Genomic DNA, 24,207 nt, shown 5'->3' on the forward strand with positions numbered 1-24,207 from the left:
TCATGGCAAAGGGGATTATCTTTCTTGCCGCCGGCGGAACCGGCGGTCATCTGTTCCCGGCTCAGGCGCTCGCACATGAGTTGATCGCCCGCGATTGGGAAGTTCATCTTGCCACAGACGACCGGGCGGAGCGGTTTACCGGCGCATTTCCGGCAAAAGCAATTCACGTCGTACGCTCGGCTACGATTGGCGGCCGCAATCCCGTTTCGCTCGCCAGGACTTTCTGGACCCTGTGGCAGGGCAATCTCGATTCACGCAAGCTGTTTCGGGCGATGAAGCCGAAGCTCGTCGCCGGCTTTGGCGGCTACCCGACGCTGCCGCCGCTCTATGCGGCAACCTCGCTGCAAATTCCGACGCTCATTCACGAGCAGAATGCAGTTATGGGCCGCGCCAACAAGGCGCTTGCGGCGCGCGTGACGGCCATTGCCGGTGGCTTCCTGCCCGACAATGGCGGGCCATTCGCGCAGAAGACGGTGTTGACGGGCAATCCCGTGCGCCCCGAGGTTCTGGCCGAGGTCGGGAAAACCTATGAGCCAGCGCAGGTATCGGGGCCGTTCCGTTTCCTCGTCTTTGGCGGCAGTCAGGGCGCGCAATATTTCTCGGCGGCGGTCCCTGCGGCGATCGAACTGCTGTCGCGCGAGAACCGGGCGCGACTGGTGGTGACGCAGCAAGCCCGACCCGAAGACGAAGCCAAGGTCCGCGCCGCCTATGATGCGCTCGGCATCAAGGCGGAGGTCGCTCCGTTCTTCAAGGATATGCCGCGCCGCATCGCCGAAGCGCATTTCGCCCTCTCCCGGTCGGGGGCGTCGACGGTTTCAGAGATTGCCGCCATTGGACGGCCGGCCGTGCTCGTGCCGTTTCCGCATGCACTCGACCATGACCAGGCGGCCAATGCGGCGGCGCTCGCGGCGGCCGGGGGCGCAGAGGTGATCAAGCAGTCGGAACTGTCGCCGGAACGCATCGCCTCGATCCTTGCCAATGCCATGAACGAGCCCGACCGGCTGGCCATGACCGCCGAGAAAGCCCGAAGCACCGGCAAGCCGGAGGCGACAAGGTTGCTTGCCGACCTCGCAGAGGCTATTGCAACCGGCCAAAGCGTCGAAAAATTCAAAAAAGGAGTGCGTCCATGAAGATGCCGCTCAACATAGGTCTCGTTCATTTCATCGGTATCGGCGGTATCGGCATGAGCGGCATTGCCGAGGTTCTGCATAATCTCGGTTACAAGGTGCAGGGATCGGACCAATCCGACAGCGCCAATGTGCAGCGTCTGCGCGAGAAAGGCATCGAGGTCTTCGTCGGTCACGCGGCCGACAATCTCGGCGACGCGGAAGTGGTGGTCGTCTCGACGGCGATCCGGAAATCCAACCCGGAACTCGTCGCGGCGCGCGAAAAGCTGCTGCCCGTCGTTCGCCGCGCTGAAATGCTCGCCGAACTGATGCGTTTCCGTCAGGCGGTTGCCATTGGCGGCACCCATGGCAAGACCACGACGACCTCTATGGTGGCAACATTGCTCGACGCCGGCAATCTCGATCCAACGGTGATCAATGGTGGCATCATCAACGCCTATGGTACGAATGCACGCATGGGTGAGGGCGACTGGATGGTCGTCGAGGCGGATGAAAGCGACGGCACGTTTCTGAAGCTTCCCGCCGATATTGCCGTCGTGACCAATATCGATCCCGAGCATCTCGACCATTACGGGACCTTCGACCGCGTGCGGGAGGCTTTCCGCCAGTTCGTCGAAAACGTGCCGTTCTACGGCTTCGGCGTCATGTGCCTCGACCATCCGGAGGTGCAGTCGCTGGTCTCGCGCATCGAGGACCGCCGGGTCATCACCTATGGTGAAAATCCGCAGGCCGATGTGCGTTTCGTCAACCTTGCCGTCAATGGCGCAAGCTCGACATTCGATGTCCAGATCGCCAAGCGCAAGACCGGCGATACAATGGTGATCGAAGGTCTGCATCTGCCAATGCCCGGCCGGCACAATGTGTCGAACGCCACGGCTGCAATCGCCGTCGCCAATGAGCTCGGCATTTCGGCCGAGGACATCAAGAAGGGGCTCGCATCGTTCGGCGGCGTCAAGCGTCGGTTCACCCATACGGGTTCATGGCAGGGCGTCGAGATTTTCGACGACTACGGCCATCACCCAGTCGAGATCAAGGCGGTGCTGCAGGCAGCGCGCGATTCCGCCAAGGGCAGGGTGATCGCCGTCATGCAGCCGCATCGCTTTACCCGGCTCGCCAGCCTTTTTGACGACTTTGCCGCCTGCTTCAACGATGCCGATACGGTTATCGTGGCGCCGGTCTATACGGCGGGCGAGGATCCGATCGAGGGCGTCAATTCCGAAGCTCTGGTTTCGCGCATCCGCACGGCCGCTCACAGGGACGCGCGCTATATCAGCGGGCCCCAGGAGATCGCGCCGCTGATTGCCCAGATTGCCAAGCCCGACGATTTCGTCATTTTTCTGGGTGCCGGCAATATCACGCAATGGGCCTATGCCTTGCCAAAGGAACTGGCGGCGATCTAGATTTGGCGGTTGCGCCGCCAGCGGGATGTGCGGCGCTGTGAACCGTTGGAAGGATAATATGTACTCACTGGTTGACGGCGAGGCCCTGCTGAAGAAGCTGGGCGATCGATTTTCGAAGCTGCGTGGCCGCTTGACGCCCAATATGGGCATGGAGAAAGTCACCTGGTTTCGCGCCGGGGGACCGGCCGAGGTCATGTTCCAGCCAGCGGATGAAGAAGATCTTGCCGAATTCCTGAATGCAGTACCGGCGGAGTATCCGATCCTCACGGTCGGCATCGGTTCCAACCTTCTGGTGCGCGATGGCGGTATCCCTGGGTTCGTCGTTCGCCTCTCCGCCAAGGGATTTGGCGAGGTCGAGCGGGCGGGTGACGTGCAACTGCGCGCAGGCGCTGCAACGCCGGACAAGCGCGTTGCTGCCGCAGCGCTCGAAGCCGGAATTGCCGGCTTTCATTTCTACCATGGCATCCCCGGCGGTATTGGTGGAGCCTTGCGCATGAATGCGGGCGCGAACGGCGTCGAAACGCGCGAACGCGTCGTCGAGGTGCGAGCGCTCGACCGCAAGGGCGAGCTTCATGTGCTTTCCAATGCCGACATGGGCTACGCCTACCGCCATTCGGGTGCGGCGAGCGATCTTATCTTCACCTCGGCGCTGTTCGAAGGCACCCCCGGCGACAGGGCCGAGATTCAGGCGGCGATGGACGCCGTTCAGCACCATCGCGAGACCGTTCAGCCGATCCGCGAAAAAACCGGCGGCTCGACCTTCAAGAATCCGGAAGGTTCATCGGCCTGGAAGGAGATCGACAAGGCCGGCGGACGCGGGTTGATGATCGGCGGCGCCCAGATGTCGCCCATGCACTGCAATTTCATGATCAACACCGGCACGGCAAGCGGACACGATCTCGAGACCTTGGGCGAGACGATCCGCGCCAATGTCCTGAAGAATTCCGGCATCCGGCTCCATTGGGAGATCAAGCGGTTGGGCCGGTTCCGTACCGGTCAGGATGTACAGGAATTCATGGGGCAGTTGTTGTAGGACTCTCTGTATTTGTACCAATTGTTGGCATATATTGGTACAAATACAGGAGGCTTTCATGGGCAAGAACACGTCCATTTCGTTGGGCGAACACTTCAACGATTTTATCGACGAAGAGATTTCGCAAGGCCGTTATGCTACGGTAAGCGAAGTTGTTCGCGCTGGCTTGCGCCTGCTTGAGGAGCAGGAGCTGAGGTTGCAGGCTCTGCGCGCGGCGCTCGATGAAGGTGAAACGAGCGGTGACCCTGTTGAGTTAAACTTCGAAGATTTCCTCAACTCCAAGCGTCGTACCAAACCCGCATGAAGCGATTGCGCATCTCCCCGGCCGCCCTTGCTGATCTGGATCGAATATGGGATTACACCGCCGCAAATTGGGGCGATGACCAGGCCGAGCGATATTTGCGGAAAATCCAAAAAGCGTGCGATGATATCTCTGCACGACGGAATTCAGGCAGTTCAGCAGAACATGTCCGCGCCGGATATCGAAAGATGCCAGTTGGCTCCCACCTTCTGTTTTTTCGCCTTGCTGATGACGGCGTGATGGAATTGATGCGTATCTTGCATCAAAGCATGGACGTACCAGCGCATCTTCCCAAGCCCGAATAATCCCGTCATTGCGGGTGTCGAAGCCGCCGCACGCGCTGCCTGAGGAGCCGCATTTTTTTACGCCGAATTTCATTGTTGAATCATTGAGGGCTTGTCAGCGAATCAACTCTCTGATTCTTTAGGGACAAGCGTTAACTGATTTGAGTCGGCTGCTTTTTTTTGCCAGCCTTGGGTGTCTGCGGTCCCGGCCGCCGGACGTGCCCGGACTCATGTCTTTTTCGCGTTGATGGGGAAATTCGAGGGGATGCCTTGATGGCGAAAAAGCATGTTGCAGTGCTGATGGGCGGCTTTTCATCGGAGCGTCCGGTGAGCCTTTCGTCCGGCAATTCCTGCGCCGATGCTTTGGAGGCCGAAGGCTATGCCGTCACCCGCGTCGACGTCGACCGCAACATCGCCAGCGTCCTGAACGAACTTCGGCCCGACGTCGCCTTTAATGCCCTGCACGGCCCCTTCGGCGAGGACGGTACGATCCAGGGCATCCTCGAATTTCTTGAAATTCCCTATACCCATTCCGGCGTGCTGGCCTCGGCGCTTGCCATGGACAAGCAGCAGGCGAAAATCGTTGCCAAGGCGGCCGGCGTGCCTGTCGCGGAAGCGAAGGTGATGAACCGGTTCGACTTCACGTCGGCCCATCCGATGAAGCCGCCCTATGTCGTTAAGCCGGTCAATGAAGGTTCGAGCTTTGGCGTCGTTATCGTCAAGGAGGATCAGTCGCATCCGCCGCAGGTCATCACATCGCCGGACTGGAAATATGGCGATACGGTCATGGTCGAACGCTACATTCACGGCCGCGAATTGACCTGCGCTGTCATGGGCGACGTCGCCATCGGCGTGTGCGAAATCATCCCCGTTGGCCACCAGTTCTACGATTATGATTCAAAATACGTTGCTGGCGGATCAAATCATGTGGTGCCGGCTAAAATTTCACTAAAAATTTACCAAAAAGTACAAACACTGGCACTCAAGGCGCATCAGGCAATTGGATGTAAAGGAATTAGCCGGTCGGACTTCCGTTATGACGACCGTTTTTCCGAAGATGGCGAGCTTATCTGGCTGGAAGTGAATACCCAGCCCGGCATGACGCCAACATCCCTTGTACCGGATATCGCCAAAGCTGCGGGGCATACCTTCGGTGAATTGTTGAGTTGGATGGTGGAGGACGCATCGTGTTTGCGTTGAAGGCTAAAAATGCGCATCCGCGCGCTGCAGTGACGGTCGGTTCGGACCGCACGGCGGGCTTTGGCCGCTTTCGCGTCGTCCTGCCGAAATTCCTGCGCAAGCCGGTCCGCGTCTTCTCGCGCCTCGTCGAGGGTGAACTCACGATCCCCAATCATGTTGGCACCATCGGCGCGGTTGCCTTCTTTGCCTTGACCGGCGCCTATGGCGCGATCCTCGGCGGGCATGCCCCGGAGGTCGTGAAAGTAACGACTTCGACCTTCGGCTTTGCCATCGAGGACGTGAAGGTCGTCGGCAACAGCGAAACCTCGGAGATCGATGTCCTAGGTGCGCTCGGGCTCGACGGTGAGACTTCGCTGGTGGGGCTGAGCGCGGCGGATGCGCAAAAGGCGGTTGCGACGCTGCCCTGGGTCGAATCCGTCGATGTTTTCAAGGTCTATCCCAACACAATCCAGATCTCGATCCACGAGCGCACCGCGCTGGCGGTCTGGCAAAACGGCTCCGAGCTTTCGGTGATCGATGCGGATGGCCGCGTGATCGTTCCCTATACGGGCGGACGCAGTGCCACGCTGCCGCTGGTTATCGGTGTCGGCGCCGAAAAGCAGGCGAAGCTGCTGTTCGCGCAGATGGCGGCGTTCCCGCAGATCGCAGCTGAGGCAAAAGCCTATGCGCGTGTTGGCGATCGTCGCTGGGACCTGTTCCTGAAGAATGGCGTGACGGTGATGCTGCCCGAGGGGCAGATCAAGCAGGCGCTCGCCGACATCGTCGATATGGACAACAAGTCCGGCATCCTGTCGCGCGACATCGCCTCGGTGGACATGCGTTTGACAGACCGCGTGGTCGTGCGGCTGACGCCTGACGCGATGATGCAGCGTGTTGAGTATTTGAAGGCGCGGGACAAGGCGCCAAAGCGTTCGGAGAAGCGTGTATGAGTATTCTGAACGGAAAGAGCACCTCGAATGGAGCGCCATCCGCCAAGCGGACGCGCTCCTTGACGGTTCTCGACATCGGCTCAAGCAAGGTCTGCTGCATCATTGCGCGGTTGCGTCCGCGTGAGGAAAGCGCGCTTCTGCCTGGCCGAACCCATCGCATAGAAGTGCTCGGCATCGGTCACCAGAAATCGCGCGGCATCAAGTCCGGCGTCATCGTCAATCTTGATGCGGCCGAACAGGCGATCCGCCTTGCCGTCGATGCGGCGGAGCGCATGGCAGGGCTCACGGTCGACTCGATGATCGTCAATATTTCATCCGGACGGCTCAAGAGCGAGACGTTCTCCGCCAGCATCAATCTCGGTGGCCATGAAGTCGACCAGGCCGACATCCGCCGCGTTCTTGCCGCCGGCGCCAAGCAGGCGCTTGCCACCGAACGGCATCTCGTCCACTCCCTGCCGGTTGCCTACGGTCTCGATGGCGAGCGCGGCATCCGCGATCCGCTCGGCATGATCGGCGATACGCTCGGTGTCGATATGCATGTGCTGACGGCTGATGCCGCTCCGCTGCGCAACCTCGAGCTTTGTGTCAATCGCTGCCACCTCTCGGTTGAGGCGATGATCGCAACACCCTATGCCAGCGGCCTTTCGGCTCTCGTCGACGACGAAGCGGAGATGGGTGCCGCCTGCATCGACATGGGTGGGGGCACGACCACCATCTCCGTCTTCTCTGAGGGCAAGTTCATTCATGCCGATGCCATCGCCATCGGCGGCAATCACGTGACGATGGACGTCGCACGCGGCCTCTCCGCGCATATGGACGATGCCGAGCGGCTGAAGGTCATGCACGGTTCGGCCCTGCCGAGCGCGGCCGACGATCGCGATCTCATCAGCGTGTCGCCGCTCGGCAACGATGCGCGGGATGTCCCCAACCAATATCCGCGTGCCGTGCTCACGCGCATCATCCGCGCCCGCGTCGAGGAGACGCTGGAGCTTGCGCGCGACCGTCTCAATCAGTCCGGTTATGGGCAGATCGTCGGCAAGCGCGTCGTACTTACAGGTGGAGCCAGTCAGTTGGCAGGGCTGCCGGAAGTCGCCCGCCGCATCCTGGCTCGCAATGTGCGCATAGGTCGTCCTCTCGGCGTTACGGGGCTTCCCGAAGCAGCCAAGGGTCCGGCCTTCTCCGCAGCGGTCGGTCTTTTGATCTATCCGCAGGTAGCAGGCATCGAAGAGCGTTCTGTAAAGGCCGGTTCATCATCGCTGATGACAGGTACAGGTGGGCGTTTTCAGCGTATCGGCCAGTGGCTGAGAGAGAGTTTTTGATCAATCGGGGAAACCCAAAAAGAAAATGCCGCAGCGGCGAGGCGGTAAGGACGAAAAGGAACGAGACACATGAGCATCAATCTGCAAAAGCCGGATATTACCGAGCTTAAGCCCCGCATCACCGTGTTCGGTGTTGGCGGTGGCGGTGGCAATGCGGTCAATAACATGATCAATGCCGGCTTGCGCGGTGTTGAGTTTGTTGTGGCCAATACCGACGCACAGGCGCTGTCGCAATCAAAGGCGGAACGCCTCATTCAGCTGGGCGCTGCCGTTACCGAAGGCCTCGGCGCTGGATCGCAGCCGGAAGTCGGCCGCGCAGCCGCCGAAGAGTGCATCGACGAGATCATTGATCATCTGTCGGGCACCCATATGTGCTTCGTCACCGCCGGTATGGGCGGCGGTACGGGTACGGGCGCTGCTCCGGTCGTTGCCCGCGCGGCGCGCGAAAAGGGCATCCTCACCGTCGGCGTCGTCACCAAGCCATTCCATTTCGAAGGCCAGCGCCGCATGCGCACCGCCGACATGGGCATTGCCGACCTGCAGAAGAATGTCGATACGCTCATCGTCATTCCGAACCAGAATCTCTTCCGCATCGCCAATGACAAGACGACCTTTGCCGATGCCTTCGCGATGGCCGACCAGGTCCTCTATTCGGGCGTTGCCTGCATTACCGACCTCATGGTCAAGGAAGGCCTCATCAATCTCGATTTCGCCGACGTTCGCTCGGTGATGCGCGAGATGGGCAAGGCCATGATGGGCACCGGTGAAGCTTCGGGCGATGGCCGCGCAATGGCTGCCGCGGAAGCTGCGATCGCCAACCCGCTCCTCGACGAAACCTCGATGCGCGGCGCCAAGGGCCTCCTGATCTCGATCACCGGCGGCCGCGACATGACGCTGTTCGAGGTGGACGAGGCTGCAACGCGTATCCGCGAAGAAGTCGACCAGGATGCCAACATCATCCTCGGTGCCACATTCGATGAAAGCCTCGAAGGCATCATCCGCGTTTCGGTCGTCGCTACCGGCATCGACAAGCAGGTTGGGGAATCGGCGCCTGCGCCGATCGAATTTCGCCAGCCCATGAAGCCTGTGGCGAAGCCCGCGCCGCAGCCGGCGGCACGGGTCGAGACCGTGACCCGTCCGGTTGTACAGCAGCCGGCCGCCCGCACCGCCGATCCGGTCGCCGATGTGATCCGCGCCGCCGAACACGACGTTCCGCAGCGCGCACCGCAGCCAATCGAGCAGGAGTTCCGTCCGCAAAGCCGGATCTTCCAGGCTCCTGCACCGGAAGTCTTCGATGCACCGATCGCTGCCGCACCGGTTCAGCCCGTGCATCAGCCGGCACCGCAGCCGCAAATGCAGGCCGCACCCTTGCAGCCTGCTGCGCCACGCATGCCCAACGTCGCCGATTTCCCGCCTGTCGTTCAGGCGGAACTCAGCGCACGGGATATGGCGTCGCGCGATCATGGCCGCGAGCAGGCCGCTTACGAACCGCAGGAAGACCGCGGACCGATGGGCCTCCTCAAGCGCCTAACCGCTGGCCTGACCCGCCGCGAAGACGAGACCGCACGCCTCGAGCCGGCGCAGCCGCGCGAACCGGCAATGCGCCCGGCCGAGCCGCGCCGCCCGCTGTCACAGGATGCGTCGATCTACGCGCCACGCCGTGGACAGCTCGACGATCAGGGCCGCGTCCAGCCGCAGTCGCGTCAGGCTTCCGAAGACGACCAGTTGGAAATCCCGGCCTTCCTGCGCCGGCAGGCCAACTGATCCGATCACGGATTATTAAAGAATATGAATTCCGCCACTCAAATCGTGGCGGAATTTCTCTTTAAAACCATTGAATTGGCATGAAAACGACTTAGCTGCACGCATGGCGGTTTCGTTACAAATGTCCCGAAACCGTGATTTTGCTTCGCAAGGCGCCATCTGTATCTTGCGCTGCAATATGACAGGGTGGTTGATTCCGCGGCAACGCTGCGCGTCAGTCAGATGTCCAGACCGGATATCGATCCGGCAAGTTCACAGGCAAGGGGTTCAATGCGCGATTTCCAGACGACGATTGCAGGACGCATCACGCTTTCGGGAGCGGGCGTTCATAGCGGCGCCCCCGTCAGCCTGACCTTCCTGCCCGCCGATCCAGATACCGGCATCGTGTTCCACCGGGTGGACGGCAAGGGCGATGCGCACCCGATCAAGGCGCTGGTGTCGCAAGTCGGGACGACCGATCTTTCGACGACACTGACGAATAGCGCCGGTCTCACCATCAGCACTGTCGAGCATGTCATGGCTGCGATTGCCGGCGCGGGCATCGACAACATGACCATCGAAATCGATGGGCCGGAAGTGCCGATCCTCGACGGGACGTCGCTCGCCTTTTTCGATGCCTTCGAAGAGGCCGGATTTGTGCGCCAGGCGGCCAAGCGCCGTTTCATCCGCATTCTCAAGCCGACGCGGATCGAGTCGGGCGCTTCCTGGGCCGAGTTTCGGCCCCATGACGGCACGCGCTACGAGGTTGAGATCGATTTCGAGACGCCGGTTATCGGCCGCCAGAAATTTGCCGCCGACATGGACGAGAAGACCTTCCGCAAGGAGATCGCACGGGCGCGCACCTTCGGGTTCATGCGCGATGTCGAAAAGCTCTGGGCCGCCGGTCTGGCGCTCGGTTCCTCGCTCGACAATTCGCTCGTCATCGGCGACGACAATTCGGTGATCAATCCGGGCGGCCTGCGCTACAAGGATGAATTCGTGCGTCACAAGACGCTCGATGCCATCGGCGACCTTGCGCTTGCGGGTGCCCCGTTCATCGGTTGTTTCCGTTCCTATCGGGGCGGTCACAGGCTCAATGCGGCTATGCTGCGCGCGCTTCTGTCGGATCAATCGGCTTTCGAGATCGTGGAAATGGCCGGAAAGCGCAGCCAATCGCGCGGGGCGACGCTTGTCGCGGTCAACGCGCCGGTATTCGCACCCTGGGTGCTGTAGTCCGATGAATTGAAACCGGCTGCGCCGGCGTCGCCACGCAGAAACAGCGTTTCTATTGCTCGTCGGATTCGGTCGTCGGACGGCGGACTACCACCAGCACGGCCGCTGGGACGATATTCTCACCCTGGGGTTTGCTCCTATCGTTCGACAGATACAGCGCTGCGCACCGCCTCGGTCATGATCGAGGCGAGGCGAAGGGTTGCCGGTTCGGCATGCGCTTGTGCGCGATGCAAGAGGAGACTGAGCGAGGGCAGCCCGGGAAGGCCGCTTTCAACTGGCGCCAGAGGCTGGACGCTGGCCGGCAGTCCGACGGGTGTTCGAACAGTTACGCCCAGTCCTGCCGCCGTTGCCGCCCACAGGCCGGCAAGGCTCGGGCTGGTAAAGGCGAGGCGCCAGGCGATGCCGGCATGATCGAGGGCGTTGGTGGCGGCAGTGCGCAGCAGGCAGGGCGCTTCAAGGCAGGCCAAGGGCAGAGGCTCGCCAGCAACCGCCAGCCGTTCAATTGACGCATTGGCCGGACCTACCCAGCACATCGGCACCTCGGCAATGCGCTCGCAATAGGGCGTAACCGCCCCGTCGCTCCAGGCGAGCGCGAGATCGAGTTTCCCGGAGGTGACGCGATCGATCAATTCGGCGTTGCGTGCGACACGGGCTTCGATGCGAACCTTTGGATGGGCGCGTGCAAACTGGCCCAGCACCTGCGGCAAAATGGTCTCGCCGAAATCCTCTTGCAGGCCAAGCCGCACCCAGCCTTCGAGTTCGCTGCCATGGATCGCTACAATAGCCTCGTCATTGAGATCGAGCAGGCGGCGGGCGTAAGCCAGCATGGTTTCTCCGGCATCCGTCAATGCAAGGCCCCGACCGTGCTTGATGAAGATATCCGTGCCGGCCTGCTGCTCCAATTTTCTCAATTGCGAACTGACCGCAGAGGTTGAGCGCCCAAGCTTGTCAGCAGCCTTTGCGAAGCTGCCAAGCTCGACGCCAGCGACGAATGTCCTTAGCACCTCGAGATCCAGTGCGATCTGCCGCATTTTAACTATCCTGTATTTTAGGATGAATTATCCACATTATTCCAAGTTTAAGGATTATGATGAGGGCGTATAGTCGCTGCGTCAAGCAAAGTTGCACAAGAATCAAAGGACGATAACGATGCCATTCACTCGGATCACACTGCTGGAGGGAAAGTCGCCGGAGTATTTGAAGGGGCTTTCCGACAGCCTGCATCAGGCGATGGTGGAAACATTCGACGTGCCGGCGGCGGATCGATTTCAGGCGATCCACCAGTTGCGCCCCGGCGAACTCATATTCGACCGCACCTATTTCGGCGGGCCGCGCTCGGACGATTTTGTCGTCTTTACCATCACTACCGGCAAGCCACGGGACACGGCGACCAAGAGAGCGTTCTACAAGCGGCTCGCGGCATTGCTCGCAGAGTCCCCGGGGGTAAGACCCGAGGACGTCATGATCATCGTCAGCACATCGAGCCGGGACGAGTGGTCGTTCAGCAACGGCGAAACGCAGATGCTGGATGGCGCTGCCGTCGAGGAGGCCCGGACATGATCGCCATGCAATATAGCTTCACGCTGCCTGCCGACTACGACATGTCGATCATCGACAGACGGATCGCCGAAAAGGGACCGCTTCTCGATAGCCTGCCCGGCCTTAAGTTCAAAGCCTACCTGACGGCGCGCAAAGGCAGCAGAAATACCGAAAATCTCTACGCGCCATTCTACGTCTGGGACGATGAATGCGGCCTGACGGACTTCATCTGCGGCGATGGTTTCGCCAACCTGACGCAGTCGTTCGGCTGGCCGACAGTCCGGACATGGTTTGTCTGGGAGGCGCAGATCGCGCGTAACATCCGGGATGCAGTCGCAGCAACGCGTCAACTTCGCGAAACGCCGGCCTATGCGCCGCTTGCGGATTTGCGCAGGCGCGAGAGCGCTGAAGTGTTCGAAGATGTCGAGCAGAATGGCGCGCTGGCGTCGATTTCTGCTTTCGAGCCGACGACCTGGACGCGCGTGCGCTTTCAGCTATGGGGCGAGAGAAATTCAGCTAGACAAGGTGAGGGGATAGCGACGTTCGATGTCGGGCACATTTCCATTCCGGGAGAGGCACAAGCCGATTAGACTTTCGTAGGGCTATTAACAGCCGTATGTCCATGCAACGAGTAACGTTGTCGGCATCCGCAGGTCCAGCGCGACCGACCTCGTGGAGCCGGTCGTGAATTCGGAACTAAAGACATCGCTAACCAGCCGTTCGCTCATTGCACTCGCCATGCTGAATTTCTTCTTGGCTGATGCGCGCGATGGGCTTGGTCCGTTTCTCGACGGCTTTCTGGCAACGCGCGGATGGTCGCCGGTAACGCTCGGCTTCATAGCGATGCTCGGCGGCATACTCGGAATGGTAGCTACCCCATTATTCGGAGCCATGGTGGACGCGTCGCGGCACAAGCGCCTGCTGATCATTGTGCCTGTCGTGCTGGTCAATGCCGGTGCGCTTTGGACACTTGTCAGCCCCGCCAACCTGTCGGTGTTCGGTGGGCAGTCCGCGACCGCTGTTGTCGGAGCGATTATCGGCCCGGCGCTCATGGGCCTCACGCTTGGCCTCGTGGGCGAGAAGAAGTTTCCGGGACAGGTGGCCAGCAATGAATTCTGGAACCACGCCGGAAATGTCGTTTCCATGGCCGGGACATTCGGGGCCATCCTTATGTTCGGTGAAAGTGGCGTGGTCGTTCTCATGCTGATCACCGCCGTCGCCAGCATCGTTGCCGTACTGGCAATCGACCCGGATGAAATCGACAATGACGTCGCGCGCGGCCTTGTTCCCGAACGCGACAATGACAACGGGCCATCCGGGTTTGCCGTGCTCTTCGACAATAAGGGCTTGATTTTTCTTGCCGTGACGCTGCTGATTTTCCATTTTGGCAATGCACCCATCACCCGGTTGATAGCGCAGAATTTTTCGGTCCAGCTTGGGACGCCGTTCCGGACGACGGCGATTACGATAGGGGTTGCGCAACTGGCAATGATCGTTGCCGCGCTCGCCGCGCCAATGTTGATCAGGCGCTTTGGCCTCGCTTCCGTGTTCATTATCGCCCTTGCCGCGCTGCCCATACGGGGCGCGATTGCCGGAACGCTGACAAGTTTTGTATCGATCTTCCCTGTCCAGATCCTAGACGGCGTTGGCGCAGGTCTGATCGGCATTGCGACGCCGATCGCCGCGGAACGGATTCTGTCGGGAACCGGACGCTTCAATGTCGGCCTTGCCGCAGTCATGACAGTACAGGGCGTCGGCGCTTCCCTCAGCAATGCGGTCGCCGGCTGGCTCACTCAAATAGGCGGTTACGCCCTGGCCTATTGGGTGCATGGCGGCGTAGCGGTGCTGGCGCTTCTCCTGTTTCTTGCCACAAGAACCTCTATTGCGCCGGACAGCCCAAGATCGCGAGCACGTGGGCCGAAAGCGCCTGCAGAGTCGCCTTGAGCATTCATGAGATGGCGGAGCGGTGAAATCGCCGGCTTCAAGGCTTTGCGGAACCTGCATTCAACAATTGCCTCAACCTTATGATTTGAAGCATATTATCCGGTTTCGGAAGTAATCTTGCTTGCTTATTCCGCCACCTTTTTGAGCTCCGCCACAAAATTGGACGATTGGATGGCAATAAGATTGCTGATTCTTTCGGCTTGTGGTTTATGAACGCCCAACCGACGGTAAGATTGACTTTGTTTGAGCATGAGTCGCAAGCGTGGCCAACAGGTTTGCGAGTGATGCTCTTGAATTATGTGTGGGGCCGGAGAGAGCATGGCGAACTGCAGAATGTCGATGAATAAGCGGTTTGGCGGCAAGGCCAGACTGACCCTTCTCCTTGTTCCGATCGCCGGCGCATTGGCAATTACAGGTTGTGCATCCAAGGATGACGATATCGATCTCAACGCCTATGTCGACACGATCGAGCCCGCCGACGTTCTTTACAATCAGGCGCTCGCCAATCTGAATTCCGGACGTCTCGACGAGGCCGCCAAGAAGTTCGACGCGGTCGACCGCCAGCATCCCTATTCGGAATTTGCGCGCAAGTCGCTGGTCATGGGCGCCTTCGCCAATTACCGCGCCGGCAAGTATGACGAAGCGGTCAACATGACCAAGCGCTACATCGCGCTCTATCCGAACCAGCCGGAAGCGGCTTACGCCTATTACATCACCGGCCTTGCCTATTATCGGCAGATCCCGGACGTGACGCGCGAACAGAGCATGACGCGCCGTTCCATTGCCGCCTTCAACGAGGTGGTCGAGCGTTTCCCGGATTCCGAATATGTCGAAGATTCGCGTGCCAAGATCCGCTTCGGCCGCGACCAGCTCGCCGGCAAGGAAATGCAGGTGGGCCGCTACTATCTGGAGCGGAAGGATTATGTCGCCGCCATCAAGCGCTTCCGCGGCGTGGTCGAGCAATATTCGAACACCCGGCACGTTGAAGAAGCTTTGGCGCGGCTGACCGAGGCTTACTATGCCTTGGGCGTAACCAACGAGGCACAGGCCGCGGCCGCTGTGCTCGGCCAGAACTATCCGGACAGCCAGTGGTACAAGGACAGCTACAAGCTCTTGCAAAGCGGTGGATTGCAGCCGCGCGAAAGCGCTGGATCGTGGCTTTCCAAGGCCGCAGCGGCTATTACTGGTGGTAAAGACGGCGTCTGACCCTAACCTGAGCGATCCATGCTTTCGCATTTGTCGATCCGCGATATTGTTCTGATTGAACGGCTCGACATCGAGTTTCGCGATGGCCTGTCGGTGCTGACCGGCGAGACAGGTGCCGGCAAATCCATCCTTCTCGATGCGCTGTCGCTGGCTCTCGGAGCGCGCGGCGACGCCTCGCTCGTTCGCCATGGTGCCGACCAGGGCCAGGTAACGGCTGTATTCGATGTGACAGGCGGTCATCCGGCCCGTGCCTTGCTGCGCGACAACGATATCGATGACGACGGCGACATCATCCTGCGCCGCGTCCAGACTGCTGACGGTCGCAGCCGTGTGTTCATCAACGATCAGGCGGCAAGCGTGACCCTGCTGCGCGAGCTCGGGAAGCGGCTTGTCGAAATTCACGGACAGCACGACGATCGTGCTCTTGTCGATATCGACATTCATCGCACGCTGCTCGACGCCTTCGGGGCGCTGGAAGTCAAGGCGGCGCTGGTTCGCGATTTGCACAAGGCATGGCGCGACGCTGAGCATTCGCTCGTGCGCCACCGGGCCAAAGTTGAGGCCGCCGCGCACGAGGCCGACTATTTGCGCGCCTCCGTCGAAGAACTCGCCAAGCTCGATCCCGAGCCGCAGGAAGAAGAGACGCTGGCGATCAAGCGGACGGATATGATGCGATCCGAAAAGATTGCGGGCGACGTCAACGATGCCAATGAGGTGCTTTCGGGCAATGGGTCGCCGGTGCCGTCGCTGGCGAGCCTGGTGCGCCGGCTCGAGCGCAAGGTTCCCGAAGCGCCGCAACTGCTCGAACCGGTCGTCAAGGCGATCGATGAAGCGCTCAATGCGCTCGCCGAAGCGCAAAATGGCGTCGAACATGCCATTCGTGCCATCGATTTTGACCCGCGCGTCCTCGAACAGACGGAGGAGCGACTTTTTGCTCTGCGTGCAGCTGCCCGTAAATATTCTGTCGCGGTCGACGATCTTGCCGCGCTGCGCGATCGGATGGATGCCGATCTGGCCGATATCGATGCAGGCGCCGAGCGGCTTGCCGCGCTGGAACTCGAGGCAGCGGCAGCGCGCGATGCCTATGATCGAGCAGCGGCTGTGCTTTCGGCCGATCGCCACGAAACCGCTGATCATCTCAAGCAGGCGGTGATGGCCGAACTGCCGGCGCTCAAGCTCGAACGCGCCGAGTTCATCGTTGAAATCAAGACGGACCCGGCAAACCGCAGCGCCGATGGCATCGACACGATCGAATATTGGGTGCGGACAAACCCTGGCACGCGTGCCGGGCCCATGATGAAGGTTGCGTCCGGCGGCGAACTTTCGCGTTTTCTGCTGGCGCTCAAGGTGGCGCTTGCCGATCGTGGTTCGGCCCCGACGCTCGTCTTTGACGAAATCGACACGGGCGTGGGCGGCGCTGTTGCCGATGCGATCGGCCAACGGCTGCGTCGCCTTGCCGGTCAGGTGCAGGTGCTTTCGGTAACGCACGCGCCGCAGGTGGCTGCGAGGGCACAGACACACTTTCTCATTGCGAAATCGGCAGCTGGAAATGACCGGGTTGCGACTTCCATCCGGGCGATGGAAACGAACGACCGGCAGGAGGAAATAGCCCGTATGCTTGCTGGCGCCAGCGTCACCGACGAGGCTCGCGCCGCGGCGGTCCGGCTTTTGCGCGAGAACGCCGCCGCCATTTCCTGAGTTATGGCAGGAGGTGTCGGCTGCGCTGCCAACGCGCAGATTGCACGATGCTTTTCGGTATATGTTAGGTTAATCTCCCGTCCGAATCCGTATATTCAGCGTCGGACAGGCCATGGCAGACACCCCCGTAGAAAAACTGACTGAGCCGGAAGCGGCCGAGGAACTTGGCCGTCTGGTGGCAGAGATCGCCCAGCACGACTATCGCTATAATACGGAGGACGCGCCGATCATCTCGGATGCCGAGTATGACGCCCTGCGCCGACGCAACCTTGCCATCGAGCAGCGCTTCCCGCACCTGAAGCGCGAAGACTCGCCCTCCAACAAGGTCGGCGCCAGCGTTTCGGAAAAGTTCGGCAAGGTTACGCACGCCATCCCGATGCTGTCCTTGGACAATGCTTTTTCCGACAGCGATGTTGCGGATTTCGTCGGCCGTATCCGCCGCTTTCTCAAGCTTGGTGCGGACGCCCCGGTAGCCATCACTGCCGAGCCGAAGATCGATGGCCTGTCGCTGTCCCTGCGCTACGAACTCGGGCGGCTCGTGACGGCGGCGACGCGCGGCGACGGAGCGACCGGCGAGAATGTCACGCTCAATGCCCGTACCGTTGCGAGCATTCCGAACGTCCTCAGCGGCAAGCCGCCAGAGGTGCTTGAGGTGCGCGGCGAGGTCTATATGAGCCATGCGGATTTCGCCGCACTCAATGAACGCCAGGCCAAGGAAGGCAAGCAAATCTTTGCCAACCCGCGCAATGCCGCGGCAGGATCGCTGCGCCAGCTTGATGCCACGATCACGGCGTCGCGCCCGCTGCAGTTCTTTGCCTATGCCTGGGGCGAAATCAGCGAGATGCCGGCGAAGACCCAGATGGGCATGGTTGCGGCCTTCAAGGACTATGGTTTCCGCGTCAACCCGCTGATGCAGCGCTTCGAAACGGTGGAGGGGCTGGTCAAGCACTACCACGAGATCGAGGAACAGCGCGCGCTTCTCGGCTACGACATCGACGGGGTGGTGTACAAGGTCGACGAGCTTGCCCTGCAGCAGCGGCTTGGCTTCGTTTCGCGCAGCCCGCGCTGGGCCATCGCTCACAAGTTCCCGGCGGAACGGGCGATGACCATATTGCGCGGCATCGATATCCAGGTCGGACGCACTGGTGCACTGACGCCGGTTGCGCGGCTGGAGCCGGTCACGGTAGGCGGCGTTGTCGTCACCAACGTCACCCTGCACAATGAAGATTACATCAAGGGTATTGGTCAGAACGGCCAGCCGATCAGGGAAGGTAGGGACTTGCGCATCGGCGATACGGTCGTCGTACAACGCGCCGGCGACGTCATTCCGCAGATCGTCGATATCGTGGCCGACAAGCCGCGCGGATCGGCTCCCTACGTCTTTCCCGACAAATGCCCGGCTTGCGGCTCGCATGCCGTGCGCGAGGAAGGCGAGGCGGTGCGTCGCTGCACCGGCGGGCTGATCTGCCCGGCCCAGGCCGTGGAGCGGATACGGCATTTCGTCTCGCGCAACGCGTTCGACATTGAGGGACTTGGCGAAAAGCAGGTCGAGTTTTTCTTCAAATCGGACGATCCCGCGCTTCATATCGGCACGCCTGCCGACATCTTCACGTTGAAAAAACGGCAAGCCAACTCGTTGGCAAAGCTGGAAAATATCGACGGCTTTGGCACCCTGTCGGTCAAAAAGCTCTATGACGCCATCGACGACAGGCGGGAAGTGTCATTGAGCCGCTTCATCTACGGCCTTGGCATACGCCATGTCGGCGAAGTCAATGCGAAGCGGCTGGCGAAAGCCTTCCGCTCCTATGCACGGCTGGCCGAAACAGCCATGGCGGCCGAGATGCCGAAGGACAGATCCGACAAGGGCAATGATGCCTGGCGCGAACTCAACGACGTCGAAGGTATCGGCAGCATCGTTGCCGAGGCGCTCGTCGATTTTTACGCGGAGGAACATAATCGCGAGGCGCTTGCGGCGCTTCTTGCCGAAGTGACACCGCTCGACGAGGAAGTGAAGACAGTCAACGACTCGCCCGTGGCGGGCAAGACGATCGTCTTCACTGGGTCGCTCGAGCGCATGTCGCGCGACGAGGCGAAGGCGATGGCTGAACGCTACGGCGCGAAGACTGCGGGGTCCGTCTCCAAGAAAACCGATCTTGTCGTTGCCGGGCCAGGCGCCGGCTCCAAGCTCGCGCAGGCGCAAACGCTCGGCATCGAAGTCATTGACGAGGATTCGTGGTTTACGTTGGTGGGGGCATGAGCGAGCCGCTGTTCAAGGGCTTTGGCGACAAGGCGTTGCCTTTCCTCAAAGCGCTGGATTTCCATCAGAATCGGGAATGGTTCCTCGAAAACAAGGAGCTTTTCGAGGCCCATCTCTACGAACCGCTCGGCGATCTCGTCGAAGACCTGATCGACCGCTTCGAAAAGGCGGGCCTCCCGTTTAAAGGCGACCGCAAGAAGTCGCAGTTTCGGATAAAGCGCGACACGCGCTTCGCCAAGGACAAGAGCCCCTATAACCGGCATCTTTCGGCATTGCTTTCTCCGGACGGCAGTAAATGGACCGAAACCGGATGCTTTTACGTTTGCGTCGGGCTTGAAGATTATCGCGGCTGCTATGCGGCGGTGGCCTGGTGGCAGCCAAAGGGCGAGCTCCTCACCGCCATGCGCCAATCGATCGTCACGAAGCCGGAGAAATACCGTGCGATGGTCGAGGCCCTGCGCAAGAACGGCCTTGAATTGCGCGACAGCGACCGGCTGAAGCGAACGCCGCGCGGCTTTGACGATGTGACGGATGCGGATCTGATCGAAGCGCTGCGCAACCGAAGTTTCGTCGTGCGCCATGCGATCGACCCTGGCGCGATTACCGCGCCGGAGCTTGCCGATGATCTCTTTGATTTCGCCTTGCGATCCAGACCGTTGATCGACTGGGGTCGATCCATCGAGGGCACGCTCGTCACTGAAGTTGCTACATTGTAAACGTATCAGCAGGAGCGCCGGACAGGGTTCACTGCAGCAACATTGATCTTATCGATCAACAAATCTCGCGTGACACACCCGCGCGTATGGCCTAGAGCACGGCGATGGACGAACAAATATATCAGCGGACGGCCACCGGCGAGACGAGTTCCCGCACGCAGTTTTGGGAAGGCTTTGTAAAGGGCCTGCCTATCATGGTCGCGTCGGCGCCGTTCGGGCTGCTGTTCGGCGCCCTTGCCATCGACAACGGTTTTACTGTCGGCGAAGCGGTGTTCATGAGCGCGTCGATTTTCGGCGGCGCCAGCCAGATGGTCGGCATCGAACTTTTTGGCCATAATGTTCCCGCCTGGCTGATCGTCTTTTCGATCTTTGCGGTCAATTTCCGGCACGTGCTCTATTCGGCAGCCGTCGGACGGCGTATCGGCCATTTCAAGCCGCTGCAGGGCCTGTTGAGCTATTTCCTGCTCACCGATCCGCAATATGCGGAAACCGAAAAGCGGGCTGAATCCGGTAGGCCTGTAACCTTTATCTGGTACCTCGGCGTCGCGACGCCGATCTATGTCATGTGGGTGCTGGAGGCCTGGATCGGCGGCCTCTTCGGCAATCTCATTTCAGATCCCCATGCGCTTGGCATCGACATGCTGCTGCCGATCTATTTTCTCGGTCTCGTCATGGGGTTCCGCAAGCGCGATAACTGGGGCCCCATCGTCATCGCCAGCGGCGTCGTATCGATCATCGCCTACAAGACCATCGGCTCGCCTTGGCATGTGAGCATTGGCGCACTCGCCGGCATCCTCGTCGCCGTCATCGTCGCCAAACCTGAAAAAGCGCAAGGGAAGGACTGAGATGTCGTCGATCTTCTGGATTACGGTTGCCGGCGCGATCCTGACATTCCTCACCCGTATCGGCGGGCACCTCGTGCTTTCGCGCTTTGAGCGCATTCACCCGCGTGTCGAGGTAGCCCTAAATGCCGTTCCCGCGGCGGTATTGACGACGCTTGTCGCGCCCGCCATCGCCACCGCCGATTGGCGCGGGCTGGTTGCGCTCGTATTTGCCGGGCTGGTTTCGCTGCGCTTCAATGCCCTGACGATGTTTCTTGCCGGCGCAGCAATGATCATCCTGCTGCGCCAGTTTTCCTGAGCCGATCTCAGCCCTTCGATTCGTGACCGAAGGGCTCCGTCGCCGCGATCAGCCACTCGCGTTCCTCGCCGCTTGCATGCGGCAGCAGGGTTTCGCGCACGCGGGCGTGATAATCGTCAAGCCAGACGAGTTCATCGCGCACGAGAAGATCGGTGTCGATGAGGCGCTTGTCGATCGGGCACAGGGTGATCGTCTCGAAACCCATCATCGGCAAGTCGCCGCCCTCCGGCACCGAAGGCTCGGTGACGATCAGCAGGTTCTCGGTACGGATACCGTAGCCGCCGGGCTTGTAATAGCCGGGCTCGTTCGAAAGGATCATGCCCGGAAGCAGCTCATGGACGCCGCGCTTCGAGATGCTTTGCGGCCCCTCGTGAACGGACAGGAACGAGCCGACGCCGTGGCCGGTGCCATGGCCATAGTCGTAACCCTGCTTCCACAAGGCAATACGGGCGAGAACGTCGATATCCATGCCGCGTGTCCCCTTCGGAAAGCGCGCCGTGGAAATGGCGATCATGCCCTTGAGCACAAGGGTGAACTTGCGTTTCATGTCCTCGGTCGGCGTGCCGACCGGCAAGGTGCGGGTGATATCGGTGGTGCCGTCGCGGTATTGGCCGCCGCTATCGATCAGATAAAGTTCGCCGTCCTGGAGCACGCGGTTCGACTGGGTGCTGACGCGGTAGTGGGCGAAAGCGCCGTTCGGACCAGCGCCGGAAATGCTGTCGAAGGACAGGTTTTCGAGCGGCATCTGGAAACCTTCGGCCACCTTGCGCCGCGTTTCTTCAAGCCTGGTCGCCGCCTTGATCTCGTCGATCGTGCCGGGTGCCTGCGTGTCGATCCACGACAGGAATGACACCATGGCCACGCCGTCGCGCTCATGCGACTTGCGGGCGCCCTGAAGTTCCACAGCATTCTTCACCGCGCGTGGCAGGCGTGCGGGATCAAGACCATCGGCCACCTTGCCGCCTGCCTGCTCGATGATCAGGCGCAGTTTTTCTGCTGCAAGCGCCGGGTCGAGCACCACCGTCTTGCCGCCAGCGGCAAAGGCAGCAACGTCGCCTTCGAGGGTCGACGGCGCGCGCAGCGTCGAAAGCTGGGTTAGGTATGCTTCGGTCTCGATCGGCAGCTTGCGCTTGTCGATGAAGAGAAGCGGCTCACCGCTCGCCGGGATGAGGGCAAAGGCGAGGGGGAGCGGCGTATTGCTGACGTCGTTGCCGCGAATGTTGAAAGCCCAGGCGATCGATGACGGATCGGTGAGTATGGTCGCGTCGGCCTTGGCCTTGGCAACCGTCCCGGCCATCTCATGCAGTTTCTCGCTGGCAAGCTTGCCCGCATATTTTTCGGGCTGGATCGTGACCTGTTCGAGCGGCGCCGATGGCTGGTCGTCCCAGATCAAATCAACGAGATTATCCTTCACCGCAACGAGCGTGCCGCCATTTTTCTCAAGCGCCTCGCGCAGCGCCTTGGTTTCGCTTATCGTGTGAAGCCAGGGATCGAAGCCGATCGTGAATTTCCGTTCGGCGTTGCGCAGCCATACCGGCGGCGGGGTATCGACCAAGCTTTCTACGGTGAAAACGTTCGGATCAGTCTGTTCCGCCGCCTGCAATGTGTAGCGGCCATCGACAAATAGATAGGCCTTGTCCGTCATGACCAAGGCGACGCCGGCCGACCCGGTGAAGCCGGTCAGCCATGCGAGCCGGCGTGCGCGGGCGGGCACGTATTCGCCCTGATGCTCGTCGGCGCGCGGTACCAGAAATCCGTCAAGACCAAGGGATTCGAGTTCGGCGCGCAGTTTTGCAACGCGGGGGCCGCCGGTAGCTGGATTGCTGACGACCTCAAACGACTGGAACATGATTAATCTGACCTCTTTTGTTGGAGGCCGAACCTATCGCCACGGCCGCGCGCACGCAATGGAAGAGGCGATGCGCGGAGCGAATTTTGCCGCGGGAATCAGCAGCCGCACAGGAAGATTGCAGAATTATTGCGGGGCGCATGTGCGAGGTGCATCACTGCCATGCGTGAACCGCGCTGGCGGGAGGCGGGCAAAATCAGTTAGATTCGAAGCGGGAGGATCGGTCTGCCACCATAATCACGGAGATGAGACATGGCCCAGAAGATCCGCGGATTTTTCAAGACAGCCCTTGAAAACCTGGTTTCCTGTCGCACGGCCCAAATGGGCCGCTATGCCGTGCGCGCCATCGACGCGCCGCGCGAAAGATACCGGCACAGGATCTATTCCGTTTGACGCTTCAGTAGGTTGCCCGGGACTTGAGGTGCAGCGTCACCCAGCCTTCGCGGTGCAGCGTCTTGTGGTGGAATAGCCCCTGGATACGATAGGCGGCCAAAACCTTTTCGCGCTGTGACTCCAGTATTCCGGAAAGGATCAGCGAGCCGCCATAGGCAAGGTGCTTGCGCATTTCGGGCGCTAACTGCATCAGCGGCCGGGCCAGGATATTGGCAACGATCAGATCGAATGGCGCCGCAAGACGCATTGCCGGATGGTGAAATCCGGTCGCCGTTTCGGTTTTGACGCGAGCGGCGACACCGTTCTTGACGACATTTTCGCGGGCGACCGCTACCGCAACAGGATCGATATCGGTCGCAAGCACCGGGATCGGTGCGAGCTTGGCGATGCCGATGGCAAGGACGGCACTGCCGGTGCCGAGATCAAGCGCGTTTTGCGGGTGGTCCCTGCGGATCACTTCGCCGATCATGTCGAGACAGCCGGACGTGGTGCCGTGGTGGCCGGTACCGAAGGCCTGGCCGGCGTCGATCTCAATGGCGAGATCGTTGATCCGCCGCTTGTCGCGATCATGCGAGCCGTGGACGAAGAAGCGCCCGGCGCGCACAGGTTTCAGTCCTTCCAGCGAATGGGCCACCCAATCGATATCCGGCACCTGTTCGCGCTGGAGCTCAAGGCCGAACATGTCGCTGCCGAGTGCGTCGCGCATGCGCGCCTCGATCTCGTCGGGCTCGAACGTATAGACCGAGACTTCGAAGATTTCGCGATCCTCATCGATTTCCGAGGAAGATATGGGCAGGCCGTCCTCTTCGAATGCGCGCTCCAGCATGGCGAAGACGCGGCCGGCCTCGATCTTGCCGGCGGTGAGGAAAAGACGAGTCTGCGTGGTCATCAGGGAA

At 60.7% G+C, this 24,207-nt stretch carries 23 protein-coding genes; 20 read left to right on the forward strand and 3 right to left on the reverse strand.

Annotated features, from left to right (window positions below):
- The first annotated feature begins 2 nt into the window (after positions 1-2).
- The 10 genes from murG to lpxC all read left to right on the forward strand — a co-directional run bounded on the left by murG (position 3) and on the right by lpxC (position 10,569).
- Entirely contained in the window at positions 3-1,130 is a 1,128-nt protein-coding gene (gene murG / locus GF108_RS14915; protein WP_153668645.1) for an undecaprenyldiphospho-muramoylpentapeptide beta-N-acetylglucosaminyltransferase, read from the forward strand.
- Entirely contained in the window at positions 1,127-2,527 is a 1,401-nt protein-coding gene (murC, locus tag GF108_RS14920) for a UDP-N-acetylmuramate--L-alanine ligase (RefSeq protein ID WP_153668647.1), read from the forward strand. Before murG ends, murC begins: the two co-directional genes overlap by 4 nt.
- Positions 2,528-2,585: 58 nt before the next feature.
- Positions 2,586-3,560, forward strand: a complete 975-nt coding sequence (gene murB / locus GF108_RS14925) for a UDP-N-acetylmuramate dehydrogenase (RefSeq protein ID WP_153668649.1) — start codon at positions 2,586-2,588, stop codon at positions 3,558-3,560.
- A 58-nt stretch (positions 3,561-3,618) separates the two neighbouring features.
- The gene (locus GF108_RS14930; RefSeq protein ID WP_153668651.1) at positions 3,619-3,864 is read left to right on the forward strand and encodes a type II toxin-antitoxin system ParD family antitoxin; all 246 of its coding nucleotides are present in this window, start codon (positions 3,619-3,621) and stop codon (positions 3,862-3,864) included.
- On the forward strand, positions 3,861-4,166 hold the full coding sequence (locus GF108_RS14935; protein ID WP_153668653.1) for a type II toxin-antitoxin system RelE/ParE family toxin: 306 nt from the start codon (positions 3,861-3,863) through the stop codon (positions 4,164-4,166). Before GF108_RS14930 ends, GF108_RS14935 begins: the two co-directional genes overlap by 4 nt.
- A gap of 252 nt (positions 4,167-4,418) precedes the next feature.
- Positions 4,419-5,345 carry a D-alanine--D-alanine ligase gene (locus GF108_RS14940; protein ID WP_153668654.1) on the forward strand — a complete coding sequence of 309 codons (927 nt, stop codon included), beginning with the start codon at positions 4,419-4,421 and terminating at the stop codon, positions 5,343-5,345.
- Positions 5,333-6,274, forward strand: coding sequence for a cell division protein FtsQ/DivIB (locus GF108_RS14945; RefSeq protein ID WP_370462180.1), 942 nt, complete (start codon positions 5,333-5,335; stop codon positions 6,272-6,274). Before GF108_RS14940 ends, GF108_RS14945 begins: the two co-directional genes overlap by 13 nt.
- The gene (gene ftsA, locus GF108_RS14950; protein ID WP_027231896.1) at positions 6,271-7,593 is read left to right on the forward strand and encodes a cell division protein FtsA; all 1,323 of its coding nucleotides are present in this window, start codon (positions 6,271-6,273) and stop codon (positions 7,591-7,593) included. Before GF108_RS14945 ends, ftsA begins: the two co-directional genes overlap by 4 nt.
- Positions 7,594-7,662: 69 nt before the next feature.
- Positions 7,663-9,357 (forward strand): cell division protein FtsZ, encoded by a 1,695-nt coding sequence (ftsZ, locus tag GF108_RS14955; RefSeq protein WP_113282213.1) that lies wholly within the window; start codon positions 7,663-7,665, stop codon positions 9,355-9,357.
- Between the two features lie 270 nt (positions 9,358-9,627).
- On the forward strand, positions 9,628-10,569 hold the full coding sequence (lpxC, locus tag GF108_RS14960) for a UDP-3-O-acyl-N-acetylglucosamine deacetylase (protein WP_153669482.1): 942 nt from the start codon (positions 9,628-9,630) through the stop codon (positions 10,567-10,569).
- A 137-nt stretch (positions 10,570-10,706) separates the two neighbouring features.
- Here lpxC and GF108_RS14965 read toward each other — a convergent pair whose 3' ends face one another.
- On the reverse strand, positions 10,707-11,600 hold the full coding sequence (locus GF108_RS14965; protein ID WP_153668658.1) for a LysR substrate-binding domain-containing protein: 894 nt from the start codon (positions 11,598-11,600) through the stop codon (positions 10,707-10,709).
- 118 nt (positions 11,601-11,718) lie between these two features.
- Between GF108_RS14965 and GF108_RS14970 the strand changes: the two genes are divergently transcribed.
- From GF108_RS14970 to GF108_RS15010, 9 genes are all read left to right on the forward strand, one after another.
- On the forward strand, positions 11,719-12,129 hold the full coding sequence (locus GF108_RS14970; protein WP_153668660.1) for a tautomerase family protein: 411 nt from the start codon (positions 11,719-11,721) through the stop codon (positions 12,127-12,129).
- A complete protein-coding gene (locus GF108_RS14975; protein ID WP_153668662.1) occupies positions 12,126-12,698 on the forward strand; it encodes a DUF4865 family protein in 573 nt (190 codons plus the stop codon). The genes GF108_RS14970 and GF108_RS14975 overlap by 4 nt, the downstream gene beginning before the upstream one ends.
- A 148-nt stretch (positions 12,699-12,846) precedes the next feature.
- Positions 12,847-14,052, forward strand: a complete 1,206-nt coding sequence (locus GF108_RS14980) for an MFS transporter (protein ID WP_153669484.1) — start codon at positions 12,847-12,849, stop codon at positions 14,050-14,052.
- A 339-nt stretch (positions 14,053-14,391) separates the two neighbouring features.
- On the forward strand, positions 14,392-15,258 hold the full coding sequence (locus tag GF108_RS14985; protein WP_091946539.1) for an outer membrane protein assembly factor BamD: 867 nt from the start codon (positions 14,392-14,394) through the stop codon (positions 15,256-15,258).
- Between the two features lie 18 nt (positions 15,259-15,276).
- Entirely contained in the window at positions 15,277-16,956 is a 1,680-nt protein-coding gene (gene recN / locus GF108_RS14990; RefSeq protein ID WP_153668665.1) for a DNA repair protein RecN, read from the forward strand.
- A gap of 112 nt (positions 16,957-17,068) precedes the next feature.
- Complete coding sequence (ligA, locus tag GF108_RS14995) at positions 17,069-19,213, forward strand: NAD-dependent DNA ligase LigA (protein WP_153668667.1); 2,145 nt, start codon at positions 17,069-17,071, stop codon at positions 19,211-19,213.
- Positions 19,210-19,929: a DUF2461 domain-containing protein gene (locus GF108_RS15000; RefSeq protein ID WP_153668669.1), complete on the forward strand. Its 720-nt coding sequence runs from the start codon at positions 19,210-19,212 to the stop codon at positions 19,927-19,929. The genes ligA and GF108_RS15000 overlap by 4 nt, the downstream gene beginning before the upstream one ends.
- A 104-nt stretch (positions 19,930-20,033) precedes the next feature.
- Positions 20,034-20,774 (forward strand): AzlC family ABC transporter permease, encoded by a 741-nt coding sequence (locus GF108_RS15005; RefSeq protein ID WP_153668671.1) that lies wholly within the window; start codon positions 20,034-20,036, stop codon positions 20,772-20,774.
- A gap of 1 nt (position 20,775) precedes the next feature.
- Positions 20,776-21,069: an AzlD family protein gene (locus GF108_RS15010; RefSeq protein ID WP_027231884.1), complete on the forward strand. Its 294-nt coding sequence runs from the start codon at positions 20,776-20,778 to the stop codon at positions 21,067-21,069.
- A 7-nt stretch (positions 21,070-21,076) separates the two neighbouring features.
- On the opposite strand, the gene GF108_RS15015 is transcribed toward GF108_RS15010, so the two are convergent.
- Positions 21,077-22,921 (reverse strand): aminopeptidase P family protein, encoded by a 1,845-nt coding sequence (locus GF108_RS15015; protein WP_370462212.1) that lies wholly within the window; start codon positions 22,919-22,921, stop codon positions 21,077-21,079.
- A 249-nt stretch (positions 22,922-23,170) separates the two neighbouring features.
- Here GF108_RS15015 and GF108_RS15020 point away from each other — a divergent pair, with 249 nt between their 5' ends.
- Complete coding sequence (locus GF108_RS15020) at positions 23,171-23,311, forward strand: hypothetical protein (RefSeq protein ID WP_153668675.1); 141 nt, start codon at positions 23,171-23,173, stop codon at positions 23,309-23,311.
- A 4-nt stretch (positions 23,312-23,315) separates the two neighbouring features.
- Here the strand turns inward: GF108_RS15020 and GF108_RS15025 are convergent, their stop codons facing one another.
- On the reverse strand, positions 23,316-24,200 hold the full coding sequence (locus tag GF108_RS15025) for a 50S ribosomal protein L11 methyltransferase (protein WP_153668677.1): 885 nt from the start codon (positions 24,198-24,200) through the stop codon (positions 23,316-23,318).
- Positions 24,201-24,207 lie beyond the last annotated feature (7 nt).

Source organism: Phyllobacterium sp. SYP-B3895 (genome assembly GCF_009647635.1).
Classification (GTDB): domain Bacteria; phylum Pseudomonadota; class Alphaproteobacteria; order Rhizobiales; family Rhizobiaceae; genus Phyllobacterium; species Phyllobacterium pellucidum.

What these genes read in the sequence shown, in the direction of transcription:
- murG (WP_153668645.1), top strand. Translation starts at nt 3, where the DNA reads ATGGCAAAGGGGATTATCTTTCTTGCCGCCGGCGGAACCGGCGGTCAT.
- murC (WP_153668647.1), top strand. Translation starts at nt 1,127, where the DNA reads ATGAAGATGCCGCTCAACATAGGTCTCGTTCATTTCATCGGTATCGGC.
- murB (WP_153668649.1), top strand. Translation starts at nt 2,586, where the DNA reads ATGTACTCACTGGTTGACGGCGAGGCCCTGCTGAAGAAGCTGGGCGAT.
- GF108_RS14930 (WP_153668651.1), top strand. Translation starts at nt 3,619, where the DNA reads ATGGGCAAGAACACGTCCATTTCGTTGGGCGAACACTTCAACGATTTT.
- GF108_RS14935 (WP_153668653.1), top strand. Translation starts at nt 3,861, where the DNA reads ATGAAGCGATTGCGCATCTCCCCGGCCGCCCTTGCTGATCTGGATCGA.
- GF108_RS14940 (WP_153668654.1), top strand. Translation starts at nt 4,419, where the DNA reads ATGGCGAAAAAGCATGTTGCAGTGCTGATGGGCGGCTTTTCATCGGAG.
- ftsA (WP_027231896.1), top strand. Translation starts at nt 6,271, where the DNA reads ATGAGTATTCTGAACGGAAAGAGCACCTCGAATGGAGCGCCATCCGCC.
- ftsZ (WP_113282213.1), top strand. Translation starts at nt 7,663, where the DNA reads ATGAGCATCAATCTGCAAAAGCCGGATATTACCGAGCTTAAGCCCCGC.
- lpxC (WP_153669482.1), top strand. Translation starts at nt 9,628, where the DNA reads ATGCGCGATTTCCAGACGACGATTGCAGGACGCATCACGCTTTCGGGA.
- GF108_RS14965 (WP_153668658.1), bottom strand. Translation starts at nt 11,600, where the DNA reads ATGCGGCAGATCGCACTGGATCTCGAGGTGCTAAGGACATTCGTCGCT.
- GF108_RS14970 (WP_153668660.1), top strand. Translation starts at nt 11,719, where the DNA reads ATGCCATTCACTCGGATCACACTGCTGGAGGGAAAGTCGCCGGAGTAT.
- GF108_RS14975 (WP_153668662.1), top strand. Translation starts at nt 12,126, where the DNA reads ATGATCGCCATGCAATATAGCTTCACGCTGCCTGCCGACTACGACATG.
- GF108_RS14980 (WP_153669484.1), top strand. Translation starts at nt 12,847, where the DNA reads ATGCTGAATTTCTTCTTGGCTGATGCGCGCGATGGGCTTGGTCCGTTT.
- GF108_RS14985 (WP_091946539.1), top strand. Translation starts at nt 14,392, where the DNA reads ATGAATAAGCGGTTTGGCGGCAAGGCCAGACTGACCCTTCTCCTTGTT.
- recN (WP_153668665.1), top strand. Translation starts at nt 15,277, where the DNA reads ATGCTTTCGCATTTGTCGATCCGCGATATTGTTCTGATTGAACGGCTC.
- ligA (WP_153668667.1), top strand. Translation starts at nt 17,069, where the DNA reads ATGGCAGACACCCCCGTAGAAAAACTGACTGAGCCGGAAGCGGCCGAG.
- GF108_RS15000 (WP_153668669.1), top strand. Translation starts at nt 19,210, where the DNA reads ATGAGCGAGCCGCTGTTCAAGGGCTTTGGCGACAAGGCGTTGCCTTTC.
- GF108_RS15005 (WP_153668671.1), top strand. Translation starts at nt 20,034, where the DNA reads ATGGACGAACAAATATATCAGCGGACGGCCACCGGCGAGACGAGTTCC.
- GF108_RS15010 (WP_027231884.1), top strand. Translation starts at nt 20,776, where the DNA reads ATGTCGTCGATCTTCTGGATTACGGTTGCCGGCGCGATCCTGACATTC.
- GF108_RS15020 (WP_153668675.1), top strand. Translation starts at nt 23,171, where the DNA reads ATGGCCCAGAAGATCCGCGGATTTTTCAAGACAGCCCTTGAAAACCTG.
- GF108_RS15025 (WP_153668677.1), bottom strand. Translation starts at nt 24,200, where the DNA reads ATGACCACGCAGACTCGTCTTTTCCTCACCGCCGGCAAGATCGAGGCC.